The sequence below is a fragment of the Turicimonas muris genome (assembly GCF_002221595.1).
Taxonomy (GTDB): domain Bacteria; phylum Pseudomonadota; class Gammaproteobacteria; order Burkholderiales; family Burkholderiaceae_F; genus Turicimonas; species Turicimonas muris.
The window spans coordinates 21,059-45,452 of record NZ_NHMP01000001.1; the positions used below are offsets into that span (position 1 = coordinate 21,059).

A 24,394-nucleotide genomic window follows, 5' to 3' on the forward strand; every position below is an offset into this window, starting at 1 on the left:
GAGTCGAGAAAGAGCTCAAAGATCCAGCAGTAGATTTTCAGTAACAGGAGGTTTGGGCGCCGTTATCGAAAACTCCTTCAATCTGTAAGCTAAACCACCGTTTCTCTTAGTTCGCGTACGAATGGAACGAGAAAGGACTTCAATACTGCTGAAAATCCAACAAGATGTTTTTGCTCTGGTCACCGCCGTATAAAGAAGCTCTCTGGTTGCCAGTCCGATTGCTTGCGTGTTTTCCGCATTATCTCCTTCGATGAACGGCATAAATACACCAATATTGTCGTATCCGGAACCTTGAGACTGATGGACGGTGATACAGAAGCCAACGTCGTACTCTGGCAGCAGCTGAGCCTTCAAAATCTTTTTAGTATCGCCGATGTAAGCATTCCATTGCCCGGGAATTTCTTTATCTTCAAAAATAATTGCAATATCTCCGTTGGAAACTCCTAAGGAGAGGTCATTTTTTCTGACAATAATTACTTTCCCGGGATAAAACTCAGAAGAGTTATCCGGACAGTGCAGCCTTGAAAGCAGTAACTTTTGACAGTAATTATTAACTGCTTGAACGCTCATGGGGCCTTTTCTCACGGCGGCAATTGGCTTGAAAGAATTGAGCACATGCCATAAGTTTTCTAATTCTTTTTCTTCTGCACCGTTCTCAGATAAAAGAATATCTTGAACTGCTTCCGCATATCGGCCCATATTCTCTGCAATCCATTTTTCTGCCTCCGAAGTTAAGGCCGTTTTCGGGTTCAGCTTCAAGTCGGTGCTGAGAAAAATATCTTCGGTCGTGGCTGAACCTGCTTTGCCATTTTTCTGAATCAAAGGGCCGTGATTGTTTAGAAGACTAAGAATCTCAGAAATCTGGTTCTCCTCATCCGCGGTATTTTGGTTAATGAGCTTGGATAAAGATCCGATCCCGGAGCTTCCTTTAAATCGATGACTCTCTTTTAGCTCTGTCAGGATGCCTTTAAGAGCATTGTCGGGAGAAGAGATGTCGGCATACACCGCACCCGGTCCCACCGCAGCAAGCTGGTACATATCGCCAAGGACAATGACTCTGGTTTTCTTAGTATCGATAACATTGAATAAGTTGAATGCGATCTCACTGTCGATCATGGAAGCTTCATCGATGACGAGAATATCGCACTCTAAACAATGCGTCTCATCAGGACGCCTGCCTTCATCCGTAGGCGAGCTAAGCCACATATGGATGGTATTTGCCAGAAGCCGGTTATCTTTATAAGCTCGACCAACGTTCGGGAAAATCTTCGGCCTCTCAATTAAGCTTTCAATTAATCGGCTTTTTGCTTTACCGGTTGGTGCCGTAACATAAATTTTAGCTTCCGGCTGCCCCTCTAAGAGAGCTTCTAAAATTCGGACAACGGACGAGGTCTTGCCGGTGCCTGGACCTCCCGAAATGATGCTGAGATTATTGCTTAGAGCTTTTTGAATAGCCTGCAATTGTTCTTTATTAGGACGGTCATAAATGTCCTGGCTTTTAAAGTAGTCGGCAAGTTTTTTGGATTCTGGACGGATTTCGACCTTTCTGGAAGCCAATTGAATTAGCTTGCGTCCCAGAAGTGCTTCATGAAAGAAGTTGGTGTGTGAATAGAGTCTCGTCTGCTTTTTTTCACTTCTGTCTATAAGAAACGGGATGGCAGGAATACCAAAGTTTCGATGAGGATTTCCGCTGTAACCCGAAACGTTATATGCCAGACCGAAGTCCTCCATTATCTGGACACCGAGTTCTTTTTCCTGTGTAGGAGACAGGGCGACACATACGCCTCCTTTTTCTTCTTCCATTTTCCACAGCTGAAGGAACTTCTCTAAAGTGTCCTTCAAAAGTGTGGCGTCCTTAGACGGATTTTTTCTAACCGCAACTCGGTAAAGAGCGTTTTTAATGCCTTGAAGAGCAGCTTTTTCGGGTGTCCAATCATTCTGCATGGTTTCCTCCTTTGAGCTCGGTTTCGTATTTTTGAACTATTTCTTCGCTGTATCCGTTCCGCAGGATTTCATTCAAGCAGTCGAGTACTTCTTTTTTGGGTCTATCGAAGTAGATCCCTTGAGAAGGGTTAGATGCCTTGATGCCGCGTAAAAAGAAATAGGCGGCTCCTCCTATAAGGTCATATACATCATTGCGTTTAAATCGAGTCTCCAGGTATCGCTTAAGAACTACAAGATAAAGAAGATATTGAAGTTTGTAGTGCTTTTTATCCATCGCCTGATCAAGAAGCGATTTTGTGTAGTTAGACGGATTCTCGTCTAGGAAATTACTTTTCCAGTCGATAACCCAGAACTTACCTTTAGCGAAAAAGATAAGGTCAATCGCACCAATCAAATAACCATTAATCTGTTCATCACTTAAGTTCAGTCCGGAATATCGAGGATCCAAGCGGCGAAGAGTCTCTCCGAGCTGTTTTCCGGTAAGACGATGGCAGTCCTCCGAAATTGCCGGGTTAGATAAAATGAAGTCCATTTCAGCTATTTTCTTGTCCGGCTCTAACTGCGACAGACTAAAGTTTTCCAGCCCGGGAATTCCCTTGACGTTCATCACGTCGGTGATCATTTCGACTAAAGCCTCCGTATGGGCATCAACTGCAGGTTCTAGGCTCTCACCTTCATCTGTTGAAGAGGCTCCTGCTGAAACTTCTGTCTCAATCGCATTGGAAAGAAGACGATTTTTGACGAACGGAATTAAGACATCTTCACGTTCAGGATTGCTTATATCTGCTGTTCTGAAATCTAATTCTTCAAGCAAACGGTGCAGAAAATCTCCGTATGCAGCTGCCGAAAGTTTTGGGTTTTTAAAACGCAGATTATCTTGAGCCTCGATGACTTGAACTTCTTCTTCGATTTCATCTTTAGAAGGAAGTTCATCCATGACTGGAGATTCTTCAGGCAGAACCTCGATCCCTCTGGACAAGGCAGAGAAGCTTGTCCGGATCCATTCTGCCGAGAAAATGGGATACGCCTGACCGACTGATAGGTCTGAGGCAGTCAGTTCTTTCGTAAGTTCTTTAGATTGAAACTGCCGCGATGGCGAAGGTATCAAATCCGGACAGAGCCCGGTTGAGAAGTTTCTAATTAGGGAAGCGGAATAATCGTCCGGAATAATAAAGTCGTCGGAAAGATTTTTGGTTCCTTCTATTAATGCTTCTTTCACGGAAACATTGTTTTTTTCTAACTCTTCTCCAAGAGTTTTAAACAAAGTTTTAGGACCGAAATATTTATCCGGGTCAAAAGAGCCCGTCAAAGCCTGGAGGGTCGAGGACTTGGTGTAATTTCCGTGCAAACCTGGGAATGCTTCCTTTTCTCCTTTCAGCTTTGAGTATTTTGTGGTTTGTTTAAAAAACATGGGAAGAACCAACAAGGATGAGGCCCGAGTCATAGCAACGTAGAGCAACCGAACCCTTTCCATTTGTTCTTCCTGGTAGGCATAGCTTTGGCCGTTTAAATAAGAACGGATTTGGGTTGCCTCGGCTAAAAATTTTCGAACTTTAACGTCATTAACAATCTCATTTACCTCAGAAACTACGTTTTTTCCTGCCATAAAAACAGTTCTCGGAAGGATAACCACAGGATATTCAAGTCCTTTACTTTTGTGAATGGTCTCTATCCTGACGAGATCAGAGTCAGATTCTAGCCTTAATGTTTCTTGATCGACATCATCTGAGGCTTTTCGTTCGAGCCAACGCAATAGTCCTGAGACAGTTTTAATTTTTCTATTTTCTTCATGGAGAAGCTCAAGGATATGGCGATAGTTTGTTAATGCTCTTTGGCCGTTAATTTGAGGCAGCAGGCGTTCCTCAACTTCGAATTCTTTAAAAAGTTCTGTAAAAGCAGCGAGTACACCGTATTTTTTTGCTCTCTCATTGGCTTTTTCGATTCTTTCACGTGCAAGCAAACTTGCTTGGACATCTTCTTCAATAAGTTTTATAGAGTGGCCAAAGATTGGGGTTACTCGGGCTTTCGTCATTGCCGACAAGGATTTAGGGTTCTCCATTGCACTCAAAATAGCCGCAATGTCTTGGGCTTCTTGACTCTCTAGAACTCGTTCGTCGCTTTGAATAATAAAACGAATCTGACGCTTGGTTAACTCTTCCATGAGTCCGTCAGCATCCTTTCTTCTTCGAACCAAAATTGCGATGTCACTGGGTTTTAATTTACGCAGGCTGGATCCCACTCTTATATCTTTTTCCAACAGTGATTTGATTTTTTCGGCGAGAAAGAAATCTTCATACTTTTCTAATACATCGACGTTAGAAGGGTCAGGCTCTTGTGATGACCAGTGCCAAACTTCAAAAGAAGAAAGCGGAATAAGTTTCCCGTTGGACGTGCACTCGAAAAGAGGAAGTTTGGATGAGTTGAATTCAACATCTGTGTATTGAATTTTGCTGTTTAAGAAGCTGCCGATGCCCGAAGCTGAAGAATTAAGGCCGAAGAAAGTATTGATTGAGGCCACGAGACCCGGGGTAGAGCGGAAGTTTTTCTTCAGATAAAGGTGATTCTTGATGTCTTTCTTCGAATCCAAATAAGTGTCTAAATCGGCAGATCTGAAGCCGTAGATAGATTGTTTAGGATCGCCCACGAATACTACCGGGATTTGCCTTTCCGGAGCTTTTAGAAATAGTTCAGAGAAAATAGTGTACTGAAGAGGGTCCGTATCCTGGAACTCATCAATGAGGACGGCATCAAACTTCTCTCTTACAGCTTTAACGAATTCAGGATTATCAAGTCTAGCCTCCATTTCTACGAGGAGATCATCATAAGTGATGGTTCTAGCTGCTGCTTTAAGTTTTTTAAGAAGTGCAGGAGCTTCGTCTCTAAACTTTTCGAGATGTTGTTTAAAAGAAATAGTATTCTCAAAGATAATGGACTGCGAGGAGGGAGATCTCACTGACAAAGCTGAAACTCTCTCTAAAATCTTTGAAAACCCTGGGTATTTTAGGAAGCCAACTTGATCTACCTGACTTACGTTTTTAATTTCTTTCCTGACAAAAGTGTCAACCACTTCAGAGATAAGGCCGGAAGTATCTCCGATTTCCGCATCTGAGTCTGACCTGGAAGAGAAAGAGCAGTCTTTTACCATTCTTTGACAAAAGCTATGGATGGTAAAGATTGAAGCGTCTTCGATTTTGGATAAAGCTTCGGTCACGCTCTCTCGGATAGACTCCGGAGTAATTGCACCGGTTTGAACCCATAATTCAATTTGGCTTTTTAAGGTCTCATCTTCAAGTTTGTCTAATTCTTGCTTCCAACTGCTTTCATTTTGAAAGATTTCTAAGATATTCAGAAGAGCTTGCTGCAGACGGTTTCTTAGCTCGGAAGTTGCGTTTTTCGTAAACGTAACAATGAGAATTCTTTCAATATCAATTCTCTTCTCAACGATTAATCGGAGCAGAAGATGCATCAAAGAATAGGTTTTTCCGGTTCCGGCGCTAGCCTCAATCAGAATAGGCTCTGTAAGAGAAGTATGAATGGGATCAAAGACATTTAATGTTTTCATCTTCCTTCCTTCAAAATCTGAGATTCGATGACCTGTTGAAGTTCATCAATGTCTTCCTCAAGAGGGCGGCCAACGTCCGTTGCCGTTTTCTTGGAATTTTTGGAATTAGGAAATAGTTTCGCCCAAATAGGTTTTGAGCACGCGCAGGCCGCAGTATGATCAAATCCTGTCCATAAGAGAGTCTGTGTTTTTTCTTGTGTCAGTCCGAGAGAAAAACGTCTTGAAAGATCAAAGAGACGCACCATTTGCTTAACATCTTCTTTATTTTCTTCGAAAATTACATCTGGAAGGTGATCGAGAGCTAAAAGAAAATAGTCTTCCTGCGCTGCTTCTGTTCTCGGATCCGCGACTAAACTCATCACCATGGTTGGTTTCTTTGCAGCTGTCCAGATATTCGCACGAAGTTCCAGCCTGTCAGTTTGGCTGGCTGAAGAATTGTCATCAAAAATTACATATCTATTTTGGTGATCTGTATAGACCTCTAGAGGAGAATCCGTAACCTGCGTGATTCTGCAAGAAGGTTTATCAAATTTAAGGATAATTCCCTCGGTAACTGAAAAGAGTTTGAATTTTTTTATTTTTTCAAGTTTTTTGGCATGAACAAGTTCTGCATTGCTCCACGCATCGTTTGTACTTGAAAGACGAACATCTTTAATTCCGTTTAACGGATCTAATGAACGCTGACGAGTCAGTTCATCATCACTATAACCTTCTTCTAATTCTCTCAAGTACTTCCGCTTCCTTAGGGTAAGAGATAACGCGTCATTCGGGGCAAGCCAGGAAAATTCCTCTTCTTCTTGTCCCGAATAAATATCCAGCTTGTGTTTCTTCAACACATACTTATCTGGATTAGAGAGGAACTTAATAAGCTCGGAGGCCGATAAGCTCCCTTTATGAACGATAGATAGACCTAGACTGGTATCGGGAATAGGAGTTCCTCCGATAGCCGGAAGAGGTAAAGAGTAATTGGCGCTCCTTGCTTTCAAAATGGATTGGAGCATTGAGGAGTCTGGACTGAGCCAAGGGCGTGAAGAAGTCTTCTTAAAATTTTTTTCAGAGAAGGAATTCAGAGGAAGTTTGACTTCAACAGACTCCCATAGTTTTTTCGCTTTGTCCTTTCCGTTCTCTCCGGTGAGAGCGTTCGATAAGAAGTAGTTCTTGAAATTTTGAACAACGCTCGAAGGATTCGTCTCCGTCACCGGATCTGTTCCAACCGTATAAGAAATAACTAAATTCTTTCTCGCGGCTAAAAGAATATCCAAAAATCTTGCTTTATTGTCCTCTCGGCTGTCTCTGTCGGCTCTTCTCTTGAGCTGGTCTACTCCCATGAGGTCGAACTCTTGATGGGAAGAACTGCCCGGGAAACCGCTGTTTTCATCAAAGCCGCAAAGTGCGATAACTTTAAAAGGCAACCCTCTTAATTCCTGTACAGACGAGAAGGTAATGGAACCAGTGGGTTGAGCAAGACTTGGAGTGTTTCTCAGATGAGTTTCGATAACGTTCCAGATAACGGAAAAAGGAACTTTTGTCCCTTCCTCGAGGCCTTCCTGCATAGCGCCTGATAATCTTTGTAGACTGCTTCGGAAGCTGAGAATTTCCTGCGGGGTTTCATTTGTGACGAAATACTGATTCAGCCAACCGGAAATGATTTCATGCCATTCTTGAGGCGTCTTTAAACCGCCGTCCTTGAATAATTCTTTTCTTGTCTCTTCTAAAGATTCGGACAAAGCTACAATCGTTTTGAAGAGCTTGCCGCGACCATCTGTGACTAAGTCAAAACCGCCTTTCTCATCTCCAAATACAGGAAGAACATCTCCGAAAGTATTTTTCTCAATAGGGTTAATGAAATAGCCCATGGTCAGACGCTCGACGGCCTGATCTAATGTTCCGTCGGATGCATCCAGATTTAAATCTTTTAAATGCTCCTGAGATAAGCCGAAGCGGAATCCGGCTGCCTTGAGCCAGGTAGATAAAACGGAAATGTCTGAGAGAGAAAGATCCCATCTTTCTAAGTTAATCGGCAGTTCAAGCCATTCTTCTAAATCTGCAGCATTGAATCGGGAGTTTAATAATTTCCCAAACCCTAAGATAGCTGCCAGAGAGAGGTAAGTATCTGCAATGGAATTGCCGATAATCTTATAAGGCAGTCGAAGGTTGTTGGGCAATGCTCCCATTACAGCTTCAATAGCAGGTGTTGCCTTTTCAATGTCCGGAACAATAACGGCAATGTCGGAGAGGTTGAGCTTTTTCTCGCCGTCTTTATTTTCGGACGATAACCGATAATGAATCCAATCGATTACTCCTTCAATTTCTCGTGGAAAAGAGGGAGCTTTAAATACCTTTAAAGACTCATCAGAAGGATCTGCTTCTGTCGGCAGCTTTGAGGAGTCCATAAATAGAATGGAGTTCTGGAATTTGTGCAGATAACTGTCCTGCGGTTGCTGGAAATAGTAGGCCTGAACATCTTCGGAAGTGAAGAGTTTTAATTCGGGCGAGAGGGGATCAAATTTTTTGCTTAAGTCTTCGATTCTTGCCCGGTTTCGTTTAATCGCCGGTTTAGTCGGTTTAGGAACCTCTTGCTCCTCGATAGCATCCGTCTCAATGACTTCTCCGTTATCCACATTCAGGAAGCGATACAAACGATCGATCATCGCTCGGGTAGACGGACTGTTGGCAGTAAGAAACTTCTGAGCTTTTTCATCCCAATCCTCTTTGCTGCTCCAGTCGAACAGTTCTATCGGCATGGACTCAAACCAATACTCCGCACAAGGGTTCATTATGTAAAGCCAGAGCTGAGGAGCATTTTTGTCTTCCGCAAAAGCTTTCAAGAAAGGCAGAAGTATCGGAGGCAGAGAAAACGGCATGAAGAAATGAAGCGATTTCCCTTTGTCTTTCGGTTCGAAATGGAAGTGCTGCAGAGTATCTTTTATTTTTAACAGGTTGTGAAGATCTTTTGTCTTTCCAGCCTTGGCGACTCTCTCCCAGAGATTTTTCTGCCAGTAATAGTCAGGTTGTTCCTTCATGGCGAGGGCTTTGTCTGCGGGCAGAGGAAAAGACTTCTCATCAATCCAATTTAATAACCAGTCCATGCGGAATGAGCCATAGGTGGCATAAAGCCGGCTCATTTGATAACAAAATTCAATCAGATTAATGTTTCGGAGTTCAGGTTCGGCGTTACGGTGAAGAAAGGTCTCAAGCCGCGCATAGGAGGTCTCCGGAACTACTGCTTTTAATTCTTCAAAGAATTTTGGGTTTTTGAGGATATTCCAAATCTGCCAGTCCAACGAAGTGCCGATGGAGCCGGGACGGAAGGTTGCACCCATGAAAGGTTTCAGCCAATCAAAAATTGAGCAAAATCTGATTCCCGGAAGAATAGAAAATTTATCTGCAAGACTGCGAGCGAGTCTGTCTTCAATGGCCGACGAAGCCGGGATAATTTCAATTTTCTCGAATATGCGAGATGGATCTCCAGCCATTGCTTCTAAGTCTTGAAAGACGTTTTCTGCCAAAGCGGCTTCTAACCCTTCGTAAACATTGCAGTAAATCGTGTGAATCATAAAGAAACCTTTTTAACGAAAGGCCCCGGAATTCCGCAGGCTTCAGCCTGCGGATGGATAGGAGCTTAATTGTTTGTAGGACGTTTCTGCTTCTGAATGTATTTCTCAATGACTTGTGTCGAGGCTCCATCGCCCACAGAAATCACGCAGTAACTTCTCGTCCAAAACCTATGTTCCCATAGGTAGTGACGAATTTGTTGACTGAACTCTTGTCGGATTTTTCTGGAGCAGACTGATTTTAGCGTCCTCACTAAATCTGAAATTCTTACTGAAGGAGAAATTTCCACCAATAAGTGAACGTGATCCGATTCCCCCGAAAATTCTCGTAGTTCAGCATTATAGTCTTGGTACATCTCTTTGAAGATTTCACCCATTCGTGTCAAAATGGACTCTGAAATCACCTTTCTTCTATAAGCAACGACGAAGACGAGATGAATTTTCAGATTGAAAACGCAATGTGCTGAAGAAGAGAAATCCATAATGCCTCAAAGAGTAGAACGAATCATTATCAACCGCAACCATCCCAACTGGGCGGCATGTGCTCGTTTATGCTCATTAGCCAAGAAGCTCGGCAATTGTGCTTCATATATCTTACGTCATCGTCTTTTCGATAAGAAAGCTCCGTATACCCGAGCAGAGCTTGATCGAGCATTGCGAGAACAATACCCTCAGGATTACCGAGCAATGCCTTCGGCAGCTTCAGCTCAAAGGCAAGGTCAGATTGTTGCCAAGCAGTTCAAGTCCTTTGCCAAAGCGTCTGCGGAGTATAAAAAGCATCCGGAGAAATTCTTAGGTAAACCAAAACTGCCTGGCTACCGAAACAAATATCGTACATTTTGCGTGGGAAGAAACGGCTATAAGATTGAGAACCATCGCCTGATTATTACGGGAGGCGATACAGTCGGCTTCAATCCGATAATAGTCAGGAGTTGTTCGAATCAGTCGTTCAACGCAAAAGCTACAGGCAGTTTAGCGGGAGACTTGAGGATTATCCCCAAAGGAAACAGTTTCGTTGTAGAACTGACCTATCAAATTAAGGAGAATGAGAGAACAGTCTCGTTGAATCGTCAAGAAGCAGTCTGTATTGATTTAGGCGTCAATAACTTCGCAGCTATCGTATCGACCAAACCTGGAACAAGACCGATTTTGGTTAAAGGCGGGTTTTTGAAAATGCTCAATCAAAGCTACAACAAGCGTGCAGCTCAACTACGATCCAAGGGACATTTGAAACATCTGGCATCAGTATCGTTCAAACGACAGAGGAGAATTGATGATGCCTTGCACAAGATCAGTCGAACTATTATCGATTTTTGCGTACAGCAAGAGGTCGGTCGTATCGTCATTGGGAAAAATAAATTTTGGAAGCAGTTGAGTAATATGGGTCGAAGAAATAATCAGAACTTCGTAAATCTTCCGCATTCCAAATTGATCGAACAGCTTATCTATAAAAGTCAGGAGTACGGAATAGAAGTCAGTGTAGTTTCTGAGAGTTACACATCCAAAGCAAGTGCTTTAGACTTTGACGATATACCGGATTATGAGAAGGGAGTGAAGAAAACTTTCAGTGGTAAACGTATCAAGCGAGGCTTATATCTGACTAAACAAGGGAAACAGATTAACGCAGATACGAATTCTGCGGCGAATATTGGACGCAAAGAACTCGGGGATGAGTGGCTGAAAACGTTGCTCGGACTCGATGAGGGTGTTTTTGTGAACACACCCACGGTGCTTCGAACTCCTTATGGGATGAGAAGATCGTTAGAAGCCGGAGCATGCTCCGGTGAAGCCGCAGACTTCAGTCTGCGGTAGTTCACAGACTTCTGTTGATGCTGAACCAAATAAGAAAAAAGCAGAGTCGTCAATCCGCAAAGATGAACGGACGATCTCTACTTTCTTTTTACGCCTTAATGCGTCAAAGTATGTCTGAAGAAAGACTTTAAGCCTTTAACGGAGGTACCTCAATGCAGGAAACAAAGGGATTCTCAGAGATGCAGTCCAGCTTATATCTCTCTCCTTTGATGAGAGTGTAGTAAAGACCGTCTTTTTCAAAGTTAAAGTCAGGGTTTACTTCAAAGCCGTTTTTCTTGGCATATTCGACAAATTCCTTGCGGCTTTCGTCTACGGTCATACCGGGACGAACATAAAGCCCGACTAAATAAATGTTGGTGAAGTAGTCGTTAGGTACATTCATGCGATCGTAAGCGGTGACGGCTTCGATGCTTTCTATCGTCATGAATTGCTGTCCGACCAAACTCGGTTCTTCAATTTTTTCTAACTGTCCGGCAAGAGCTTGGTAAGTCTGTCTCTTCGTTAAAACGATAATGGCGATACTGTTTTCTTCCTGCGGGTCATCGGAAATCATCGAGATGCGAGGGAAAACAGAGACCTTGCGTGTGCCGACGCAGAACAATCCGCAATGCTGAAGGAATTTGTCCGGAAAATCTGTTCGTGAAGAGTAGGCCGGATGCATGGTAATGGACGCCTGAGCAAAATTGTCAGGACAGAAATCGGCCTCTAAATCAGCAACATCATTCCATACTTGTCTGGCCTGTTCAACAAGCGTTGAGCGGTTGACCGAGAATGTATAAGGTTTATTTGCGTTCAACAGATTGTTGAGTTGGACGTCTTCGGAATTTGGATTAATGCTCATAAGTTGTCAAATAAATCAGAATAGGAACGAACGTTCTTAGTAAGGTTAAAGTGGCTGTATGCCTTTGCGGTTGCAATTCTTCCGCGAGGCGTGCGCTGCACAAAACCTTCCTTGATAAGGTATGGTTCTACCATATCTTGCAGTGTCTCGGAATCTTCTCCGACGGAAGATGCCAAGTTTTCAATGCCGACGGGACCGCCTTGGAACTTTTCAATAATGGACAGCAAGAACTGGCAATCCAGGCTGTCGAGCCCGATAGGGTCGACTTCCAGCATAGTGAGAGCTGCTTTAGCAATTTCTGCGGATAACTGACCGTTGTGGCGTACTTCCGAATAATCGCGGATGCGCCTGAGAAGTCGGTTGGCAATTCGCGGAGTTCCGCGGGAACGCTTCGCAATTTCAGCAGCGGCTTCTTCATTGGCCGGCATATTGAGAAGCTTCATGGAACGAAGAACAATGGAAGTCAGATCTCGCGCAGAATAGTACTGAAGCTGAGAGCGGATTCCAAAACGATCGTTTAGAGGCTTTGTCAGAGACCCGGCTCGTGTTGTGGCACCGACCAATGTGAAATGGGGAAGGTCGATTTTGATGGAGCGGGCCGCCGGCCCCTCCCCGATCATGATATCGAGCTTGAAGTCTTCTAAAGCCGGATAAAGAATTTCTTCCACTACCGGAGAGAGTCTATGAATTTCGTCAATAAACAAGACGTCATGCGGCTCTAAGCTGGTCAGCATCGCCGCAAGGTCACCGGCCTTTTCCAGGACCGGCCCCGAGGTTTGACGCAGATTCACACCTAATTCATTGGCAATAATATTGGAAAGTGTTGTTTTTCCTAAGCCCGGAGGGCCGAATAATAAAACGTGATCCAGGGCCTCCCCGCGGTTCTTTGCTGCAGTAATAAAAATTTCCAGCTGTTCGCGGATAGCGTCTTGCCCGACATAATCTTTTAAGCGTGTGGGACGTAAGGCTTTGTCGACAACGTCTTCCTTAGAAACTTTCTCAGAGGAAACGATTCTGTCTTTTTGTTCTGTCATGTTTTAACGAATCTATTTTGCAAGTTGGACAAGGGCCAGTCTGATGCCTTCAGAGGTGTCAACTCCTTCAGGCAGGTTCTTCAGGGCTGTTCTTGCTTCACGTTCGTTGAAGCCGAGGGCCGTTAAAGCAGAAAGAATATCGGCCTGAGAAGAAGTTAGAGCTGTAACCGGTCCGGATGCGATGATCTTGTCTTTTAACTCAAGAACAAGGCGCTCGGCAGTTTTCTTGCCGATGCCCGGAATCTTGGTCAGTAAGGCAGTTTCTCCATTGGTGATGGCATTTTCGAGATCGGCAACGGACATGGAGGAAAGCATGGCCAAAGCAGTGCGAGGGCCAATGCCGCTAACCTTTAACAGCTGAAGAAAAAGTGCTTTTTCAGCTTTGGTCAAGAAGCCAAACAGAAGCTGAGCATCTTCTCTGACAATGAAAGCTGTGTATAACTGGACATTTTCTCCGAGTTCAGGAAGATTGTAGAAAGTCGACATTGGAACATCGACTTGATAGCCCACGCCGCAACACTCCACAACCACTTCAGGAGGGTTCTTTTCTTTTAACTTACCATTCAACGATGCGATCAATTTATTTCAATCCTCCGACTAATTTGGTCCATTGTCCTCTGACACGTGAGGAACTCGATCCCTTTCTTGCAACTGCAGTGCCGCTGACACCAAGTTTCTTCTGTGCAGGAAGCATCCCAAGAATAATTTTGGTATTTGCATAGCAGATGGCTGCCGCAATAGCGTCTGCCTCATCTTCTGAAAATTTCTTATCCTCACAGCGCAGGAGACGAGCGACCATTTCCTGGATTTGTTGTTTTTCAGCGGCGCCGTAACCCGTAACTGATTTCTTGATTTCACGAGTACTGAATTCACGGCACTCTAAACCTTGAACAGCTGCAGCGCAGATGGCAGCTCCGCGGGCATGCGACAGCAGCATACTCGACTGAGCATTTGTATTCAAAAAAGTTTTTTCGATAGCGGAAACAGCAGGCCGATTTTTTTCAATTATCTCGGCTAACCCTTTATAGATGTAGGCCAAACGCTCATAAAGTTCGCCCTTCGGGACGTTAAGTACGCCGGAGTCTACTAAGGTTATCTTTCCGGGCAGATAGGCAATCACACCGTAACCGGTGTGATTCAAGCCAGGGTCAATCCCCAGAATTTTAAGAGCCTGCGTTTCCAAGCTTAGAAGCCTCCCATACCTGGGAAACGTCCGCCGAAACTCTTAAAGGCGCGCATCATCTTAGCCATGCCGCCTTTTTTCATCATTTTCATCATGTCGCGGCTTTGTTCAAATTGTTTCAGCAGCTTGTTGACTTCCTGCACACTAACACCGGCACCTGCGGCAATTCTTCTCTTTCTGCTGGCCTTGATGATTTCAGGCTTGCGTCTTTCCTTCGGCGTCATTGAGTTGATGATGCCTTCGGTACGAGAAACCATCTTATTAGCTTGCGCATCATCAATGGAACCGGCAGCTTGAGCGAATTGAGCCGGAAGCTTTTCGATAAGAGAACTGAAGCTTCCGAGATTTTTAACCTGTGCGATTTGTTCTTTGAAATCTTCCAAGTCGAAGGCATCGCCTTTTTTGATCTTCTCAGCAAATTTCTGAGCCTTTTGGACATCGACAGCATTCTTAACGTCTTCAACCAACGAGACAATGTCGCCCATGCCGAGGATTCTGCCGGCCATCGCTTCTGGCTCGAATCTTTGGAAGCCTGTGAGTTTTTCACCGACACCGATAAACTTAATAGGCTTGCCTGTGACAAATCGGACGGAAAGGGCAGCGCCGCCCCTGGAATCGCCGTCCACCTTGGTTAAGATGATGCCGGTTAACGGTAGCTTTTCACCGAAGGCTTTGGCAGTATTAATGGCGTCCTGGCCGACCATCGCATCGACTACGAACAAGGTTTCGATCGGGTGAAGATTTTTCTCCAGCTCAGAGACTTCGTTCATCATCTGTTCATCGATGGCTAAACGGCCGGCCGTATCGACGATCAGAACATCGTAGAAGTGGCGTTTGGCGTAGTCCAAAGCTCTTTCTGCAATATCTAACGGCTTTTCATTCGGCTGGCTCGGGAAGAAATCAATGTCCGCCTGAGCAGAAACCGTCTTTAACTGTTCAATAGCGGCTGGGCGGTAGACGTCGGTGGAAACCGCTAATACTTTCTTTTTCTTTTCTTTGACGAGCCAGCGGCCGAGTTTACCTGCCGTTGTTGTTTTACCGGCACCCTGTAAGCCGGCCAATAAAAGTACGGCAGGAGGCTGAGTGGCAAGATTAAGTTCTCTTTGCTGCGGAGTGTCGCTGCCCCCGATAACTTCAGTAAGTTCTTTATGAACGATGCCGACTAAAGCCTGCCCCGGAGTTAAAGAACCTACGACTTCTTCTCCCAGCGCTTTTTCCTTAATACGCTTAATGAGATCTCGAACGACCGGGATGGCGACATCTGCTTCAAGCAGGGCAATTCGAACTTCCCGGAGCATTTCTTGGGTGTTGGACTCCGTAATGCGGGCCTGGCCTGTGATGGTCTTAACAACTTTGCTAAGTCTTTGTGTCAGTGAATCGAGCATGAATTTAATTCTAATTAAATGGTTACGCCTTACAATACAGTCATCAAATAATAAGAGACATATAGATGACAATTTATGCCATATTTTACGTGCTTGCAGCTGTTTTGTATTTAGCGGCAGCCTTTGGTATTTACAAAAGTTTTCAAGCAGAAACTCCTGAAAATACCTTTTGGATTCGGCCGGTTATTGTAGGCGGATTGATGATTCAGGCTTTTCTCATTTACGAAGCTTTGTTTACTCACGGTACTCCTCATTTCGGCCTGGCTTTAGCGCTTTCTATCACTCTCTTTACATGCACGCTGATCCTACTTATTGAGACCTTGTTCTCAAAGATTTCAGCGATGTTGATTTTCATTCTCCCGCTTGCCGCGGTTTCAATGGTGCTTCCTATCATTCTTCCTGGAACACCCTTAGGCCCGGAAACTGCCAGTTTCTCTTTCCGCATGCACCTACTGTTGGCTATTTTGGCTTACAGCTTGATGACAATGGCATTGGTTCAAGCTCTTTTGCTGGTTTCGGCTCATAACTTGCTTCATCAAAAGAAGCTCAGTGATGAACCGGAAGACGGAAAAGTCAGCCTTTTCGAAAGAATGCCTAGCGTCATTGAGATGGAAAAAATTCTTTTTCGTTTGATATGGGCCGGTTTTATTGCCTTAACTATTGCTATTCTTTTCGGACTGGTTTTTTCAGAGGAGCTTTTCGGACAGGCTTTCCGCCTTGATCACAAGACAATTGTGACCATCATGGCGTGGATGATTTTCGGTATTCTCCTGTTAGGACACCACTTCTTGGGATGGAGAGGCCGTTTTGCGGCCAGATGGACCGTTATTGGGTTCACGCTTCTCATGCTCTCCTACTTCGGTGTTAGATTTGTGCAGGAAGTGATTCAGTAAGAAGGTGTTATGGGAAGAATTCTATTTTTCGTAGTTATCGCATCCGCCCTTTATTTCGGCTGGAGAATGTGGAGAGTCAAGCAGATTCAAGAGAACCCTCAGAAAGACAGAACCCCTCATCCCATCACGAAGACTCCGGGTCACAAAATGGTTCAGTGCGACCATTGCGGGTTGTATTTGGATGAAGCCGAGGCTATTCGTAAGGATGGTCATTATTACTGCTGCAAGCAGCATATGATTGCTGGACCGAAGAATAATGAAAATTAGTCCTTCAGGCTGGTGCGATTCTGCGCAAGTTCTTCCGTCGCCATTTTTCAATGAAAGACCGGAGGAGCAGTCTATCGACTTGGTCGTTATTCACAACATCAGTTTGCCCGCTGGAAAGTTCGGTACGGGCGATGTAGACGCTCTTTTTATGGGATGTCTGGACTGTCAAAAAGATCCTTCCTACGAAGACTTGAAAGATCTCAAAGTGTCATCTCACTTCTTTATTTCAAGAACCGGAGAACTCAAGCAATACGTTTCTTGCAAGGAGCGGGCTTGGCATGCCGGAGTATCTTGTTTTCAAGGCAGAGAAAACTGCAATGACTTTTCCATCGGTATCGAGTTGGAAGGAACGGATAACACCAAGTTTGAAAGTGTTCAATATGAAAGGCTGGCAGCATTGCTGGATGCAATTGCAGATGTATATCCTATTAAAGCTGTTGCAGGTCACAGCGATATAGCCCCGAACCGAAAAACTGATCCGGGTCCTTGTTTTAGTTGGCTGCGTCTGATACGGCTTTGTGAAAATGGCAGAATAATCTCCTTTCCGTATGTGAAGTAAAAGAATTCTTTGAGAGTATTCGTCGATGCTCAAAGAGTTAAAACTGTAATAACATTGTGGGAAGGAGAGGAGGTTAGGTTAGAGATGTTTAGTTTATTTTTATTTACGCTTAAATTAGTTTGCTCCGCATTTGGATGTTTGCTACTTTTACGCGCATACATGCGTTTTATGTGTACACCGTCTAACGATCCTTTGTACGCATTTTGCTATTCCTTAACCGAGTGGGCAGTTAGATCCGCTTCAACTTTCATCAAACGAAGAGGTAACATTGACTGGCCGTCAATTTTTGTTTGCTACCTCGTTGCCGTCCTCTACCAATTCTTCCATTGGCTTGTAGGAAGCGGCTCCTTCGGTATCTTTCCCTTTATCTTGGGCTCGGCAGTACTCGTTGTTTATTGGGCAATTGAGCTGGCCATGTGGATTGCTTTGGCTTTCTGCATTTTCTCTTGGGTGAATCCCTCCGGGCAGATTTACAGAGTCACAAGTTTCTTGTCTTATCCGTTCTTGGCTCCCTTCAAGAAATTTATTCCGAACTGGCGCAACCTCGACTTATCGGCTATTGTGTTTTTCATTTTGGCAAATATTGCCTTAGCTGTATTAGCTCCGTTAACTTAACCTTTCTTCATTCGCTAGGAACAAAAAATATTCCTTTCCAAAAAGGAAGATTTTTTGTTGGAAAAAATAGAACTGAATAAACTATTCCCATAGCCTTTAGGAAGAATATTGTGGCAAACGCGGAAAAGAAATCAGTGTTTCTGATGCTGGAATGCGCCGTCGGGGATGCCTCGGGTATTTTTGAAGAAAAATCTAACAAAGGAATTTTCTCAAAAATAAAAAGCTCAAACCGAAATTTGAGCTTTTAATTTGGCTCCCCGAGTTGGACTTGAACCAACGACCTGCGGATTAACAGTCCGTCGCTCTACCGACTGAGCTATCGGGGAATGGAAATTTTTCAATTTTTAATCTTTGGCTCCCCGAGTTGGACTTGAACCAACGACCTGCGGATTAACAGTCCGTCGCTCTACCGACTGAGCTATCGGGGAATCAATGAGAACGTAACTATATACGAGTTTTTTTCTCAGTGCAAATCAAAAATAAGAAAAAATTTGTTTTTCTACAAAGATGTCCTTTTTTTACAACACTTCTTTAATAGCCTTTGCAGTGTAGGCAACATTGGCCTTATTCAAAGAAGCCACGCAGATGCGACCGGACTTGACGGCATAAACGCCGAATTCATCTTTAAGTCTTTGAACTTGTTCAGGTGTCAAACGCGAGAAGGAGAACATACCGTGCTGATCTTCAATAAACGAGAAGTCAACCTTTGCTCCTTCTTTCTTGAGTGCTTCAGCCAGGAGGTGACGCATTTCTTTAATGCGTTCGCGCATCCCTTTTAAATCTTCATGCCACTGCTGAAGAAGTACCGGGTCGTTAAGGACGGCAGAAACAATCTTGGCGCCGTGAGCAGGCGGATTAGAGTAGTTCGCACGAATGACGGACTTCAGTTTGGAGTTAACCCTCTTAGCTTCTTCTTCGGATTTGCAAACGACTGTGAGAGCGCCGATTCTTTCCCCGTACAGAGAGAAGGATTTAGAGAAGGAGTTGGAGACGAAGAAAGGAATGCCTGAATCAGCGAACTGTCTGATGGAGCCGGCGTCTTCGTTAAGTCCTGCACCAAAGCCTTGGTAGGCGATGTCTAAGAACGGAATGAGGCCTTTGTCGCGGCAAACTTCAACGACTTGTGCCCATTGTTCTTGGGTTAAATCAACACCGGTCGGGTTGTGACAGCAAGCATGAAGAATAACAACAGTATCTTTCTTTAAGCCTTTGAGACATTCGAGCATGGCAGGGAAGTCGATTTCACCTGTCTTTTTATCATAATAAGGATAAGAACCTACTTTGAAACCGGCGGATTCAAAGATGGCAACGTGGTTTTGCCAAGTTGGGGCACTGACGACAGCTTCGGGATTCTTAAGGACTGTCGCCAAGAAGTCGGCGCCGACTTTAAGAGCACCTGTTCCGCCTAAAGACTGAACGGTGGCAGCACGTTTAGTCTTAACAACTTCAGAATCCGGCCCGAAGATTAATTTCTGAACGCCTGAAGTAAAGGCAGGTATACCGGAAATCGGTAAATAAGTATGAGGTGCACCTGCTTCAGCAAGTTTTTTTTCAGTCTGCTCAACTACCTTAAGTAAAGGAACCTTTCCTTCCTCTGTGCAGTAGACGCCAATACTTAAATTAACCTTTTCCTTACGAGGGTCAGTTTTGAACGCTTCGTTTAATCCCAGAATAGGATCGTCCGGAGCCATTTCAACGACATCAAAAACAGAGGTACTCATCGTTTTTCCTTAAAAAGTTACTAATTGTGAAGATTTGAAACTTAACTTTATAAGACTAATCCAAAATTTGTAAGGAAATCCGATTCAGGAGAGCTTTTTTGTAGCTCAAAGGAGCGTTGACATGTAGAGATTTTCTTGATTGAAAAGAAAGGTCAAATTCCTCAGCGGTAGAGAGAGAAAATACGTGTGACCACAAAAGCAACAGGGGTTATTGTAACCAAACCCAAATTGAGAAAATTTATTGACAAATATCTCAGAGATATATAGACTTCTCTACGTCTGTTAAGACAATCTTAATTTTATTAGGAGTGCTGCTATGTGCATCTTCAACATCGGCAAGTGCCTATTCAACATAGGCATGCGCTGCACTCGTCATCTGACGCAGTTTTCAATGCGCGATTGCTTTTCCTTCGATAAATTCAGCGGCACGGGCCGCTAGTCCTCTGCTCCAGCGGCTTTTAGCCCTCCTGGATCCTAACCATTTCCGGTTAAGTTCAAGTTTGTGATTCTCTATGTCTCTCAGTGGGAAGAGATTGGTCGACTATTGCCGTTCATAAACTTGGGCACAAAATTCGCTTAAAAATTTTTTGATGGAGTTATTACTTTAAGTAATAAAACCAGAGGACACTATTATGCATAAAATGAAAATTGCTGCTTCCCAGAAAATTAAAGACATGCTTCAAGTTGAACGCGAAGTTGTAGATCTTGTTACAGCTGATTTAACTGAAGTTTCTGCAGTAGTTATTAGCCTTGACGACTACCGTAACGGTAAATTGAAGAGAGTTGATGCAACTGCATTCGGTCTTCCAATTTTCTTAATGATGGATTCCGATCAGGAAACACCTAAAGAATTGATCGGCCGTATCGTTGGTGTTATCAATGACGACCCAACAAACCGCCGTCTCTATGGCCGTCAAATCGACGAAGCTGCTAGAGGATATGAAAGCAAAGTTCTTCCTCCGTTCTTTGGGGCTCTTACACACTATGTAAGACAGGGTAAAGCACAATTTGACTGCCCGGGACACCAAGGCGGTTCTTATTTCCGCCGTCATCCGGCAGGCCGCGCTTTTTATGACTTCTTCGGTGAAGAAATTTTCCGTTCCGACCTCTGCAACGCGGACGTTTCCATGGGAGACCTTTTGATTCACGAAGGCGCTCCATGCGAATCTCAAAAAGCAGCTGCCAAGATTTACAACGCTGATAAGACTTATTTCGTTTTGAACGGTACATCCGCTTCTAATAAGGTTGTGCTGAATGCTTGTTTAACACCGGGAGACTTGGTTCTTTACGATAGAAATAACCACAAGTCCATTAACCACGGTGCTCTTCTTCAGGCTGGTGCAACACCGATTTATTTGGAAACTGCACGCAATCCGTATGGATTTATTGGCGGTATTGATGAAAAATGCTTTGACGAAGCTTACTTAAGAAAGCTGGTTGCCGAAAAAGTTCCTGAAAAAGCAAATGCTAAGAGACCGTTTAGACTTGCCGTTATTCAGCTCGGTACTTATGACGGAACTATTTACAACGCCCGTCAAGTAGTTGACAAGATCGGCCATCTCTGTGATTACATTCTGTTCGATTCCGCATGGGTTGGTTACGAACAGTTTATTCCAATGATGAGAGATTGCTCTCCATTGCTTTTGGATTTGGGACCAGAAGACCCAGGCATCTTCGTTACTCAGTCTGTTCATAAGCAACAAGCAGGTTTTTCACAGACTTCTCAGATTCACAAGAAAGACTCTCATATCAAGGGCCAAGACAGATACATTCCTCATAAAGTCGTTAACAACGCCTTTATGATGCACGCTTCTACAAGCCCGTTCTATCCTCTTTTTGCCGCTCTTGACGTCAATGCCAAGATGCAGGAAGGTGAAGCAGGAAGAAGATTGTGGGCCGATTGCGTCAGAACAACTATTGAAGCTCGCAAACTTCTATTGGCAACTTGCCACTACATCAAGCCGTTTATTCCTACAAAGGTTAACGGAACTCCATGGCAGGATTATCCGACAGAACAGATTGCTACAGATCTGAACTTCTTCAAGTTTGGTCCCGGTGAAAAATGGCATGCCTTCGAAGGATACGGTCAGGATCAATACATGGTCGATCCATGCAAGTTCTTACTCACAACTCCGGGTATCAATCCTGAAACAGGTGAATACGAAGAGTTCGGCGTTCCGGCAACTATTTTGGCCAACTACTTGCGCGAAAACGGTATCATTCCTGAAAAGAACGATTTGAATTCCATTTTGTTCTTGATGACTCCTGCCGAAGACAAAGAAAAGATGGACCATCTGGTTACACAGATTGCCCGCTTCGAAAGATTGCTTGACGAAAATGCAGCTCTTGAAGATGTTCTGCCAAGTGTTTACAAGGCCAATGAAGAACGTTACAAGGGCTATACAATCAGACAGCTCTGCCAAGAAATGCACGATTTCTACAAAGAGAGAAACATTAAGGAAATTCAAAAGCAAATGTTCCGCTTTGATTATTTCCCGAAATCTGTTGTTAATCCGCAAGAAGCTCACTTTGCCTTCCTTCGCGGCCAAACTGATCTCATTCCAATGGAGCAGGCAGAAGGCAGAGTCGCTGCTGAAGGAGCTCTTCCTTATCCACCGGGAGTTCTTTGCTGCTTCCCGGGCGAAGTTTGGGGTGGTCCGGTTCTGCAGTACTTCTTAGCATGGGAAGAAGCTATTAACCGTATGCCTGGATTCGCTCCGGAGCTGCAGGGTGTATACCTCAAGAACGAAGACGGCAAGAAGAGAGTTTATTGCTACGTCCTCAAAGAAGAGGTTGCAAAACGCTTGTCTCAGCCTAAAGCGTAATTTCTTCCAACGTCCGGAGCCGGGAGGCTCCGGGGATCAACTTACTTATTCGGATAAAAAATATCATGTCTGAAAATCGTGCAAAGATGTCCGTCACGCAGTTGACACTGCTTACTGCTATTAATATGATGGGCTCCGGTATTGTTATGCTTCCTACAAAGTTGGCAGAAGTGGGAACTATCTCAATCCTCTCTTGGTTAATTACCGCTTTAGGTTCTTTGTGCTTGGCTTATGCATTTGCTAAGTGCGGTATGTTCAGTAAACGTCCAGGTATGGGCGGCTATACAGAATACGCATTCGGTAAGGCCGGTAACTTCATGGCAAACTACACTTACGGTGTATCTTTGCTGTTTGCTAATATCGCTATTGCTATTACATGTGTCGGTTATGGCGCTGAATTCTTGGAAATGGAACTAAGCCCGGTAGCCGTGTGTATTTCTACAATCGTTGTGCTTTGGCTTTGCACAGTAGCAAACTTTGCCGGTGCCTCTATTACCGGTAAATTCAGCTCGGTTGCTGTTTGGTGCGCCATCCTCCCGGTTCTTTGCTTGTCCGTTATCGGCTGGTTCTGGTTCAGCCCGACAATGTACATCGAAGCTTGGAACCCTCATAACGAACCGTTCTTTAGCGCTGTCGGTGCTTCGATTTCCATGACTTTGTGGGCCTTCCTTGGATTGGAAAGCGCTTGTGCAAACTCTGACGCCGTTGACAATCCTGAAAAGAATGTTCCAATCGCAGTATTGGCTGCTACGATTGGTGTGGCAATCATATACATTGTTTCCACCAACATCATCGCCGGTATTGTTCCTAACGCAGAACTCGTGAAATCTAATGCTCCGTTCGGTTTGACATTTACCATGATGTTCAACTCCACAATCGGTAAGATCGTCATGTTCATGCTGGTTCTGTCTTGTGCGGGTTCTACTCTTGGCTGGCAGTTCACAATTGCTAAAGTATTCCAGCAGTCTGCTGTTGACGGTTTCTTCCCGAAAGCCTTTGCTAAAGTTAACAAATGGGAAGCTCCGGTTCTCGGTATGCTGATTATTGTTGCAGTTCAAACAGGTTTCTGCTTCATGACAATCAGCCCTGAATTGTTCAAGCAGTTCAACAGACTCGTCGACCTTGCTGTTGTGACAAACATCATGCCTTACATCCTGTCTATGGCAGCTCTGCCGGTTATCATGAAGGCAGCTCATGTTGAAGTCACAAAAGCTAAAGTGTATGTCTTTATCGGTTTCGTAGGTGCGGTTTACAGTTTCTACGCTTTGTTCTCCACCGGCATCAACGAAGTTTTCTGGGGTTCTTTAGCTACATTCCTCGGTTGGACTCTCTGGGGCTTTATCGCACCGAAGTTCAGTAAAAATGAAGCTTAATAAATCTAACATAGATAGCAATTCTCTAGGGTACGTGAAGGCCGCCGTAAGACGGTCTTTGTGTCATTGCCTGTTTTGAAGTTGATTTCACTATAGAAATAAGAATGGTTGAGAAGGATGAGCCGTCTCAGTTGCGGGACATGACGACAGTGTCAACAAAATAAACTCAGAAGTTTTAAGCAAAAAAATTGGACCAAGAGAACTTGAAATTCCAGGCCCAACTTTTTAAAACTTCTATGACAAATTAATTTTTGGCGATAAGGCTCGGTTCTGTGAAGATTTTTCCCGTGTAATCGATCTTGACCAGAATGTGTTTATTTTCTATCTGGATCCCTTCAACTTTCACCTCTTTCTTGACGAATGCTGTCTTGACCGGTACAAACTTTCCTTTAGAAAGAGAGTCTGCGTCCCAGCGATGAACGAATTTAGCGTTTGCTGTACCAAAAACTAAAAGACCAGCGGCTAAGATCAAGAAAATTTTCTTCATTTTTCCCCTCCTTGGTTCTGAAATCATCCTAACACGTCAATCGAAAGAGAGATATTAGGGTTAAGTCCCCAGTGAATTTTGCCGACGAGGGAATATTTCACAATTTTTTGTTTGCTAAATTCTTTTGGAACAAGGCGGGACGGGCGCCGCAGAAAATCGGTGAAGAGGAAAGAGACAAAATTAATGACTTCAATATGTTGTGGAAAGAATAATACAGTCGAGTCCTTCTCTTGGATATTTTTCTCTAAAGCCATTACAGAAGCTCTGGGAATTGCCTTTCTCATCTCAAATTGAAAATCTATACTCTTTGGAATTGACTGCGAGTGATAGGATTATCCG

The 24,394-nt window shown here is 44.1% G+C and carries 19 protein-coding genes and 2 tRNA genes; 7 read left to right on the top strand and 14 right to left on the bottom strand.

Going from position 1 to position 24,394, the window contains the following annotated elements; genetic code table 11:
• Positions 1–15: 15 nt before the first annotated feature.
• From ADH67_RS00095 to tnpA, 4 genes are all read right to left on the bottom strand, one after another.
• Positions 16–1,944 (bottom strand): ATP-dependent DNA helicase, encoded by a 1,929-nt coding sequence (locus tag ADH67_RS00095; RefSeq protein ID WP_066595499.1) that lies wholly within the window; start codon positions 1,942–1,944, stop codon positions 16–18.
• Complete coding sequence (locus tag ADH67_RS00100) at positions 1,934–5,506, bottom strand: UvrD-helicase domain-containing protein (protein WP_066595501.1); 3,573 nt, start codon at positions 5,504–5,506, stop codon at positions 1,934–1,936. Before ADH67_RS00100 ends, ADH67_RS00095 begins: the two co-directional genes overlap by 11 nt.
• A complete protein-coding gene (locus ADH67_RS00105; RefSeq protein ID WP_066595502.1) occupies positions 5,503–9,063 on the bottom strand; it encodes an exodeoxyribonuclease V subunit gamma in 3,561 nt (1,186 codons plus the stop codon). The genes ADH67_RS00100 and ADH67_RS00105 overlap by 4 nt, the downstream gene beginning before the upstream one ends.
• A 65-nt stretch (positions 9,064–9,128) precedes the next feature.
• A complete protein-coding gene (tnpA, locus tag ADH67_RS13705; RefSeq protein ID WP_066595504.1) occupies positions 9,129–9,542 on the bottom strand; it encodes an IS200/IS605 family transposase in 414 nt (137 codons plus the stop codon).
• Between the two features lies 1 nt (position 9,543).
• Between tnpA and ADH67_RS00115 the strand changes: the two genes are divergently transcribed.
• A complete protein-coding gene (locus tag ADH67_RS00115) occupies positions 9,544–10,872 on the top strand; it encodes an RNA-guided endonuclease InsQ/TnpB family protein (protein WP_066595507.1) in 1,329 nt (442 codons plus the stop codon).
• Between the two features lie 127 nt (positions 10,873–10,999).
• Here ADH67_RS00115 and ADH67_RS00120 read toward each other — a convergent pair whose 3' ends face one another.
• The 5 genes from ADH67_RS00120 to ffh are packed head-to-tail and all read right to left on the bottom strand — an operon-like array spanning position 11,000 to position 15,315.
• Complete coding sequence (locus ADH67_RS00120) at positions 11,000–11,713, bottom strand: hypothetical protein (protein ID WP_066595508.1); 714 nt, start codon at positions 11,711–11,713, stop codon at positions 11,000–11,002.
• Positions 11,710–12,747 carry a Holliday junction branch migration DNA helicase RuvB gene (ruvB, locus tag ADH67_RS00125; RefSeq protein ID WP_066595510.1) on the bottom strand — a complete coding sequence of 346 codons (1,038 nt, stop codon included), beginning with the start codon at positions 12,745–12,747 and terminating at the stop codon, positions 11,710–11,712. Before ruvB ends, ADH67_RS00120 begins: the two co-directional genes overlap by 4 nt.
• A gap of 12 nt (positions 12,748–12,759) precedes the next feature.
• On the bottom strand, positions 12,760–13,326 hold the full coding sequence (gene ruvA / locus ADH67_RS00130; RefSeq protein ID WP_066595511.1) for a Holliday junction branch migration protein RuvA: 567 nt from the start codon (positions 13,324–13,326) through the stop codon (positions 12,760–12,762).
• 1 nt (position 13,327) lies between these two features.
• A complete protein-coding gene (ruvC, locus tag ADH67_RS00135) occupies positions 13,328–13,930 on the bottom strand; it encodes a crossover junction endodeoxyribonuclease RuvC (protein ID WP_066595516.1) in 603 nt (200 codons plus the stop codon).
• 2 nt (positions 13,931–13,932) lie between these two features.
• A complete protein-coding gene (ffh, locus tag ADH67_RS00140) occupies positions 13,933–15,315 on the bottom strand; it encodes a signal recognition particle protein (protein ID WP_066595517.1) in 1,383 nt (460 codons plus the stop codon).
• Positions 15,316–15,380: 65 nt separating this feature from the next.
• On the opposite strand from ffh, the gene ADH67_RS00145 reads away from it, so the two are divergent.
• The 4 genes from ADH67_RS00145 (at position 15,381) to ADH67_RS00160 (ending at position 17,649) form a co-directional block, all read left to right on the top strand.
• On the top strand, positions 15,381–16,208 hold the full coding sequence (locus ADH67_RS00145; RefSeq protein ID WP_066595518.1) for a cytochrome C assembly family protein: 828 nt from the start codon (positions 15,381–15,383) through the stop codon (positions 16,206–16,208).
• Positions 16,209–16,217: 9 nt separating this feature from the next.
• Positions 16,218–16,475 (top strand): PP0621 family protein, encoded by a 258-nt coding sequence (locus ADH67_RS00150; protein WP_066595519.1) that lies wholly within the window; start codon positions 16,218–16,220, stop codon positions 16,473–16,475.
• A complete protein-coding gene (gene ampD, locus ADH67_RS00155; protein ID WP_066595521.1) occupies positions 16,465–17,034 on the top strand; it encodes a 1,6-anhydro-N-acetylmuramyl-L-alanine amidase AmpD in 570 nt (189 codons plus the stop codon). Before ADH67_RS00150 ends, ampD begins: the two co-directional genes overlap by 11 nt.
• Positions 17,035–17,118: 84 nt before the next feature.
• The gene (locus ADH67_RS00160) at positions 17,119–17,649 is read left to right on the top strand and encodes a YggT family protein (protein ID WP_066595523.1); all 531 of its coding nucleotides are present in this window, start codon (positions 17,119–17,121) and stop codon (positions 17,647–17,649) included.
• 250 nt (positions 17,650–17,899) lie between these two features.
• Here ADH67_RS00160 and ADH67_RS00165 read toward each other — a convergent pair.
• The 3 genes from ADH67_RS00165 to ADH67_RS00175 all read right to left on the bottom strand — a co-directional run bounded on the left by ADH67_RS00165 (position 17,900) and on the right by ADH67_RS00175 (position 19,370).
• A tRNA-Asn gene (locus tag ADH67_RS00165) sits at positions 17,900–17,975 on the bottom strand.
• A 26-nt stretch (positions 17,976–18,001) separates the two neighbouring features.
• Positions 18,002–18,077, bottom strand: a tRNA-Asn gene (locus ADH67_RS00170).
• 90 nt (positions 18,078–18,167) lie between these two features.
• Positions 18,168–19,370, bottom strand: a complete 1,203-nt coding sequence (locus tag ADH67_RS00175; protein WP_066595525.1) for an amino acid aminotransferase — start codon at positions 19,368–19,370, stop codon at positions 18,168–18,170.
• Between the two features lie 632 nt (positions 19,371–20,002).
• On the opposite strand from ADH67_RS00175, the gene speF reads away from it, so the two are divergent.
• Positions 20,003–22,195, top strand: a complete 2,193-nt coding sequence (gene speF, locus ADH67_RS00180) for an ornithine decarboxylase SpeF (protein WP_066595527.1) — start codon at positions 20,003–20,005, stop codon at positions 22,193–22,195.
• 65 nt (positions 22,196–22,260) lie between these two features.
• Positions 22,261–23,568, top strand: coding sequence for a putrescine-ornithine antiporter (gene potE, locus ADH67_RS00185; protein ID WP_066595530.1), 1,308 nt, complete (start codon positions 22,261–22,263; stop codon positions 23,566–23,568).
• Positions 23,569–23,812: 244 nt separating this feature from the next.
• Here potE and ADH67_RS00190 read toward each other — a convergent pair whose 3' ends face one another.
• Together ADH67_RS00190 and ADH67_RS00195 are read right to left on the bottom strand one after the other, a co-directional pair.
• Positions 23,813–24,055 (bottom strand): hypothetical protein, encoded by a 243-nt coding sequence (locus ADH67_RS00190; protein WP_066595532.1) that lies wholly within the window; start codon positions 24,053–24,055, stop codon positions 23,813–23,815.
• 23 nt (positions 24,056–24,078) lie between these two features.
• Positions 24,079–24,309 carry a hypothetical protein gene (locus tag ADH67_RS00195; RefSeq protein WP_143597687.1) on the bottom strand — a complete coding sequence of 77 codons (231 nt, stop codon included), beginning with the start codon at positions 24,307–24,309 and terminating at the stop codon, positions 24,079–24,081.
• Positions 24,310–24,394: the final 85 nt, after the last annotated feature.

Bases quoted from the DNA above. Each gene is read 5' to 3' on its own strand.
- ADH67_RS00095 (WP_066595499.1), bottom strand. From the start codon at position 1,944: ATGCAGAATGATTGGACACCCGAAAAAGCTGCTCTTCAAGGCATTAAA.
- ADH67_RS00100 (WP_066595501.1), bottom strand. From the start codon at position 5,506: ATGAAAACATTAAATGTCTTTGATCCCATTCATACTTCTCTTACAGAG.
- ADH67_RS00105 (WP_066595502.1), bottom strand. From the start codon at position 9,063: ATGATTCACACGATTTACTGCAATGTTTACGAAGGGTTAGAAGCCGCT.
- tnpA (WP_066595504.1), bottom strand. From the start codon at position 9,542: ATGGATTTCTCTTCTTCAGCACATTGCGTTTTCAATCTGAAAATTCAT.
- ADH67_RS00115 (WP_066595507.1), top strand. From the start codon at position 9,544: ATGCCTCAAAGAGTAGAACGAATCATTATCAACCGCAACCATCCCAAC.
- ADH67_RS00120 (WP_066595508.1), bottom strand. From the start codon at position 11,713: ATGAGCATTAATCCAAATTCCGAAGACGTCCAACTCAACAATCTGTTG.
- ruvB (WP_066595510.1), bottom strand. From the start codon at position 12,747: ATGACAGAACAAAAAGACAGAATCGTTTCCTCTGAGAAAGTTTCTAAG.
- ffh (WP_066595517.1), bottom strand. From the start codon at position 15,315: ATGCTCGATTCACTGACACAAAGACTTAGCAAAGTTGTTAAGACCATC.
- ADH67_RS00145 (WP_066595518.1), top strand. From the start codon at position 15,381: ATGACAATTTATGCCATATTTTACGTGCTTGCAGCTGTTTTGTATTTA.
- ADH67_RS00150 (WP_066595519.1), top strand. From the start codon at position 16,218: ATGGGAAGAATTCTATTTTTCGTAGTTATCGCATCCGCCCTTTATTTC.
- ampD (WP_066595521.1), top strand. From the start codon at position 16,465: ATGAAAATTAGTCCTTCAGGCTGGTGCGATTCTGCGCAAGTTCTTCCG.
- ADH67_RS00160 (WP_066595523.1), top strand. From the start codon at position 17,119: ATGTTTAGTTTATTTTTATTTACGCTTAAATTAGTTTGCTCCGCATTT.
- ADH67_RS00175 (WP_066595525.1), bottom strand. From the start codon at position 19,370: ATGAGTACCTCTGTTTTTGATGTCGTTGAAATGGCTCCGGACGATCCT.
- speF (WP_066595527.1), top strand. From the start codon at position 20,003: ATGCATAAAATGAAAATTGCTGCTTCCCAGAAAATTAAAGACATGCTT.
- potE (WP_066595530.1), top strand. From the start codon at position 22,261: ATGTCTGAAAATCGTGCAAAGATGTCCGTCACGCAGTTGACACTGCTT.
- ADH67_RS00190 (WP_066595532.1), bottom strand. From the start codon at position 24,055: ATGAAGAAAATTTTCTTGATCTTAGCCGCTGGTCTTTTAGTTTTTGGT.
- ADH67_RS00195 (WP_143597687.1), bottom strand. From the start codon at position 24,309: ATGGCTTTAGAGAAAAATATCCAAGAGAAGGACTCGACTGTATTATTC.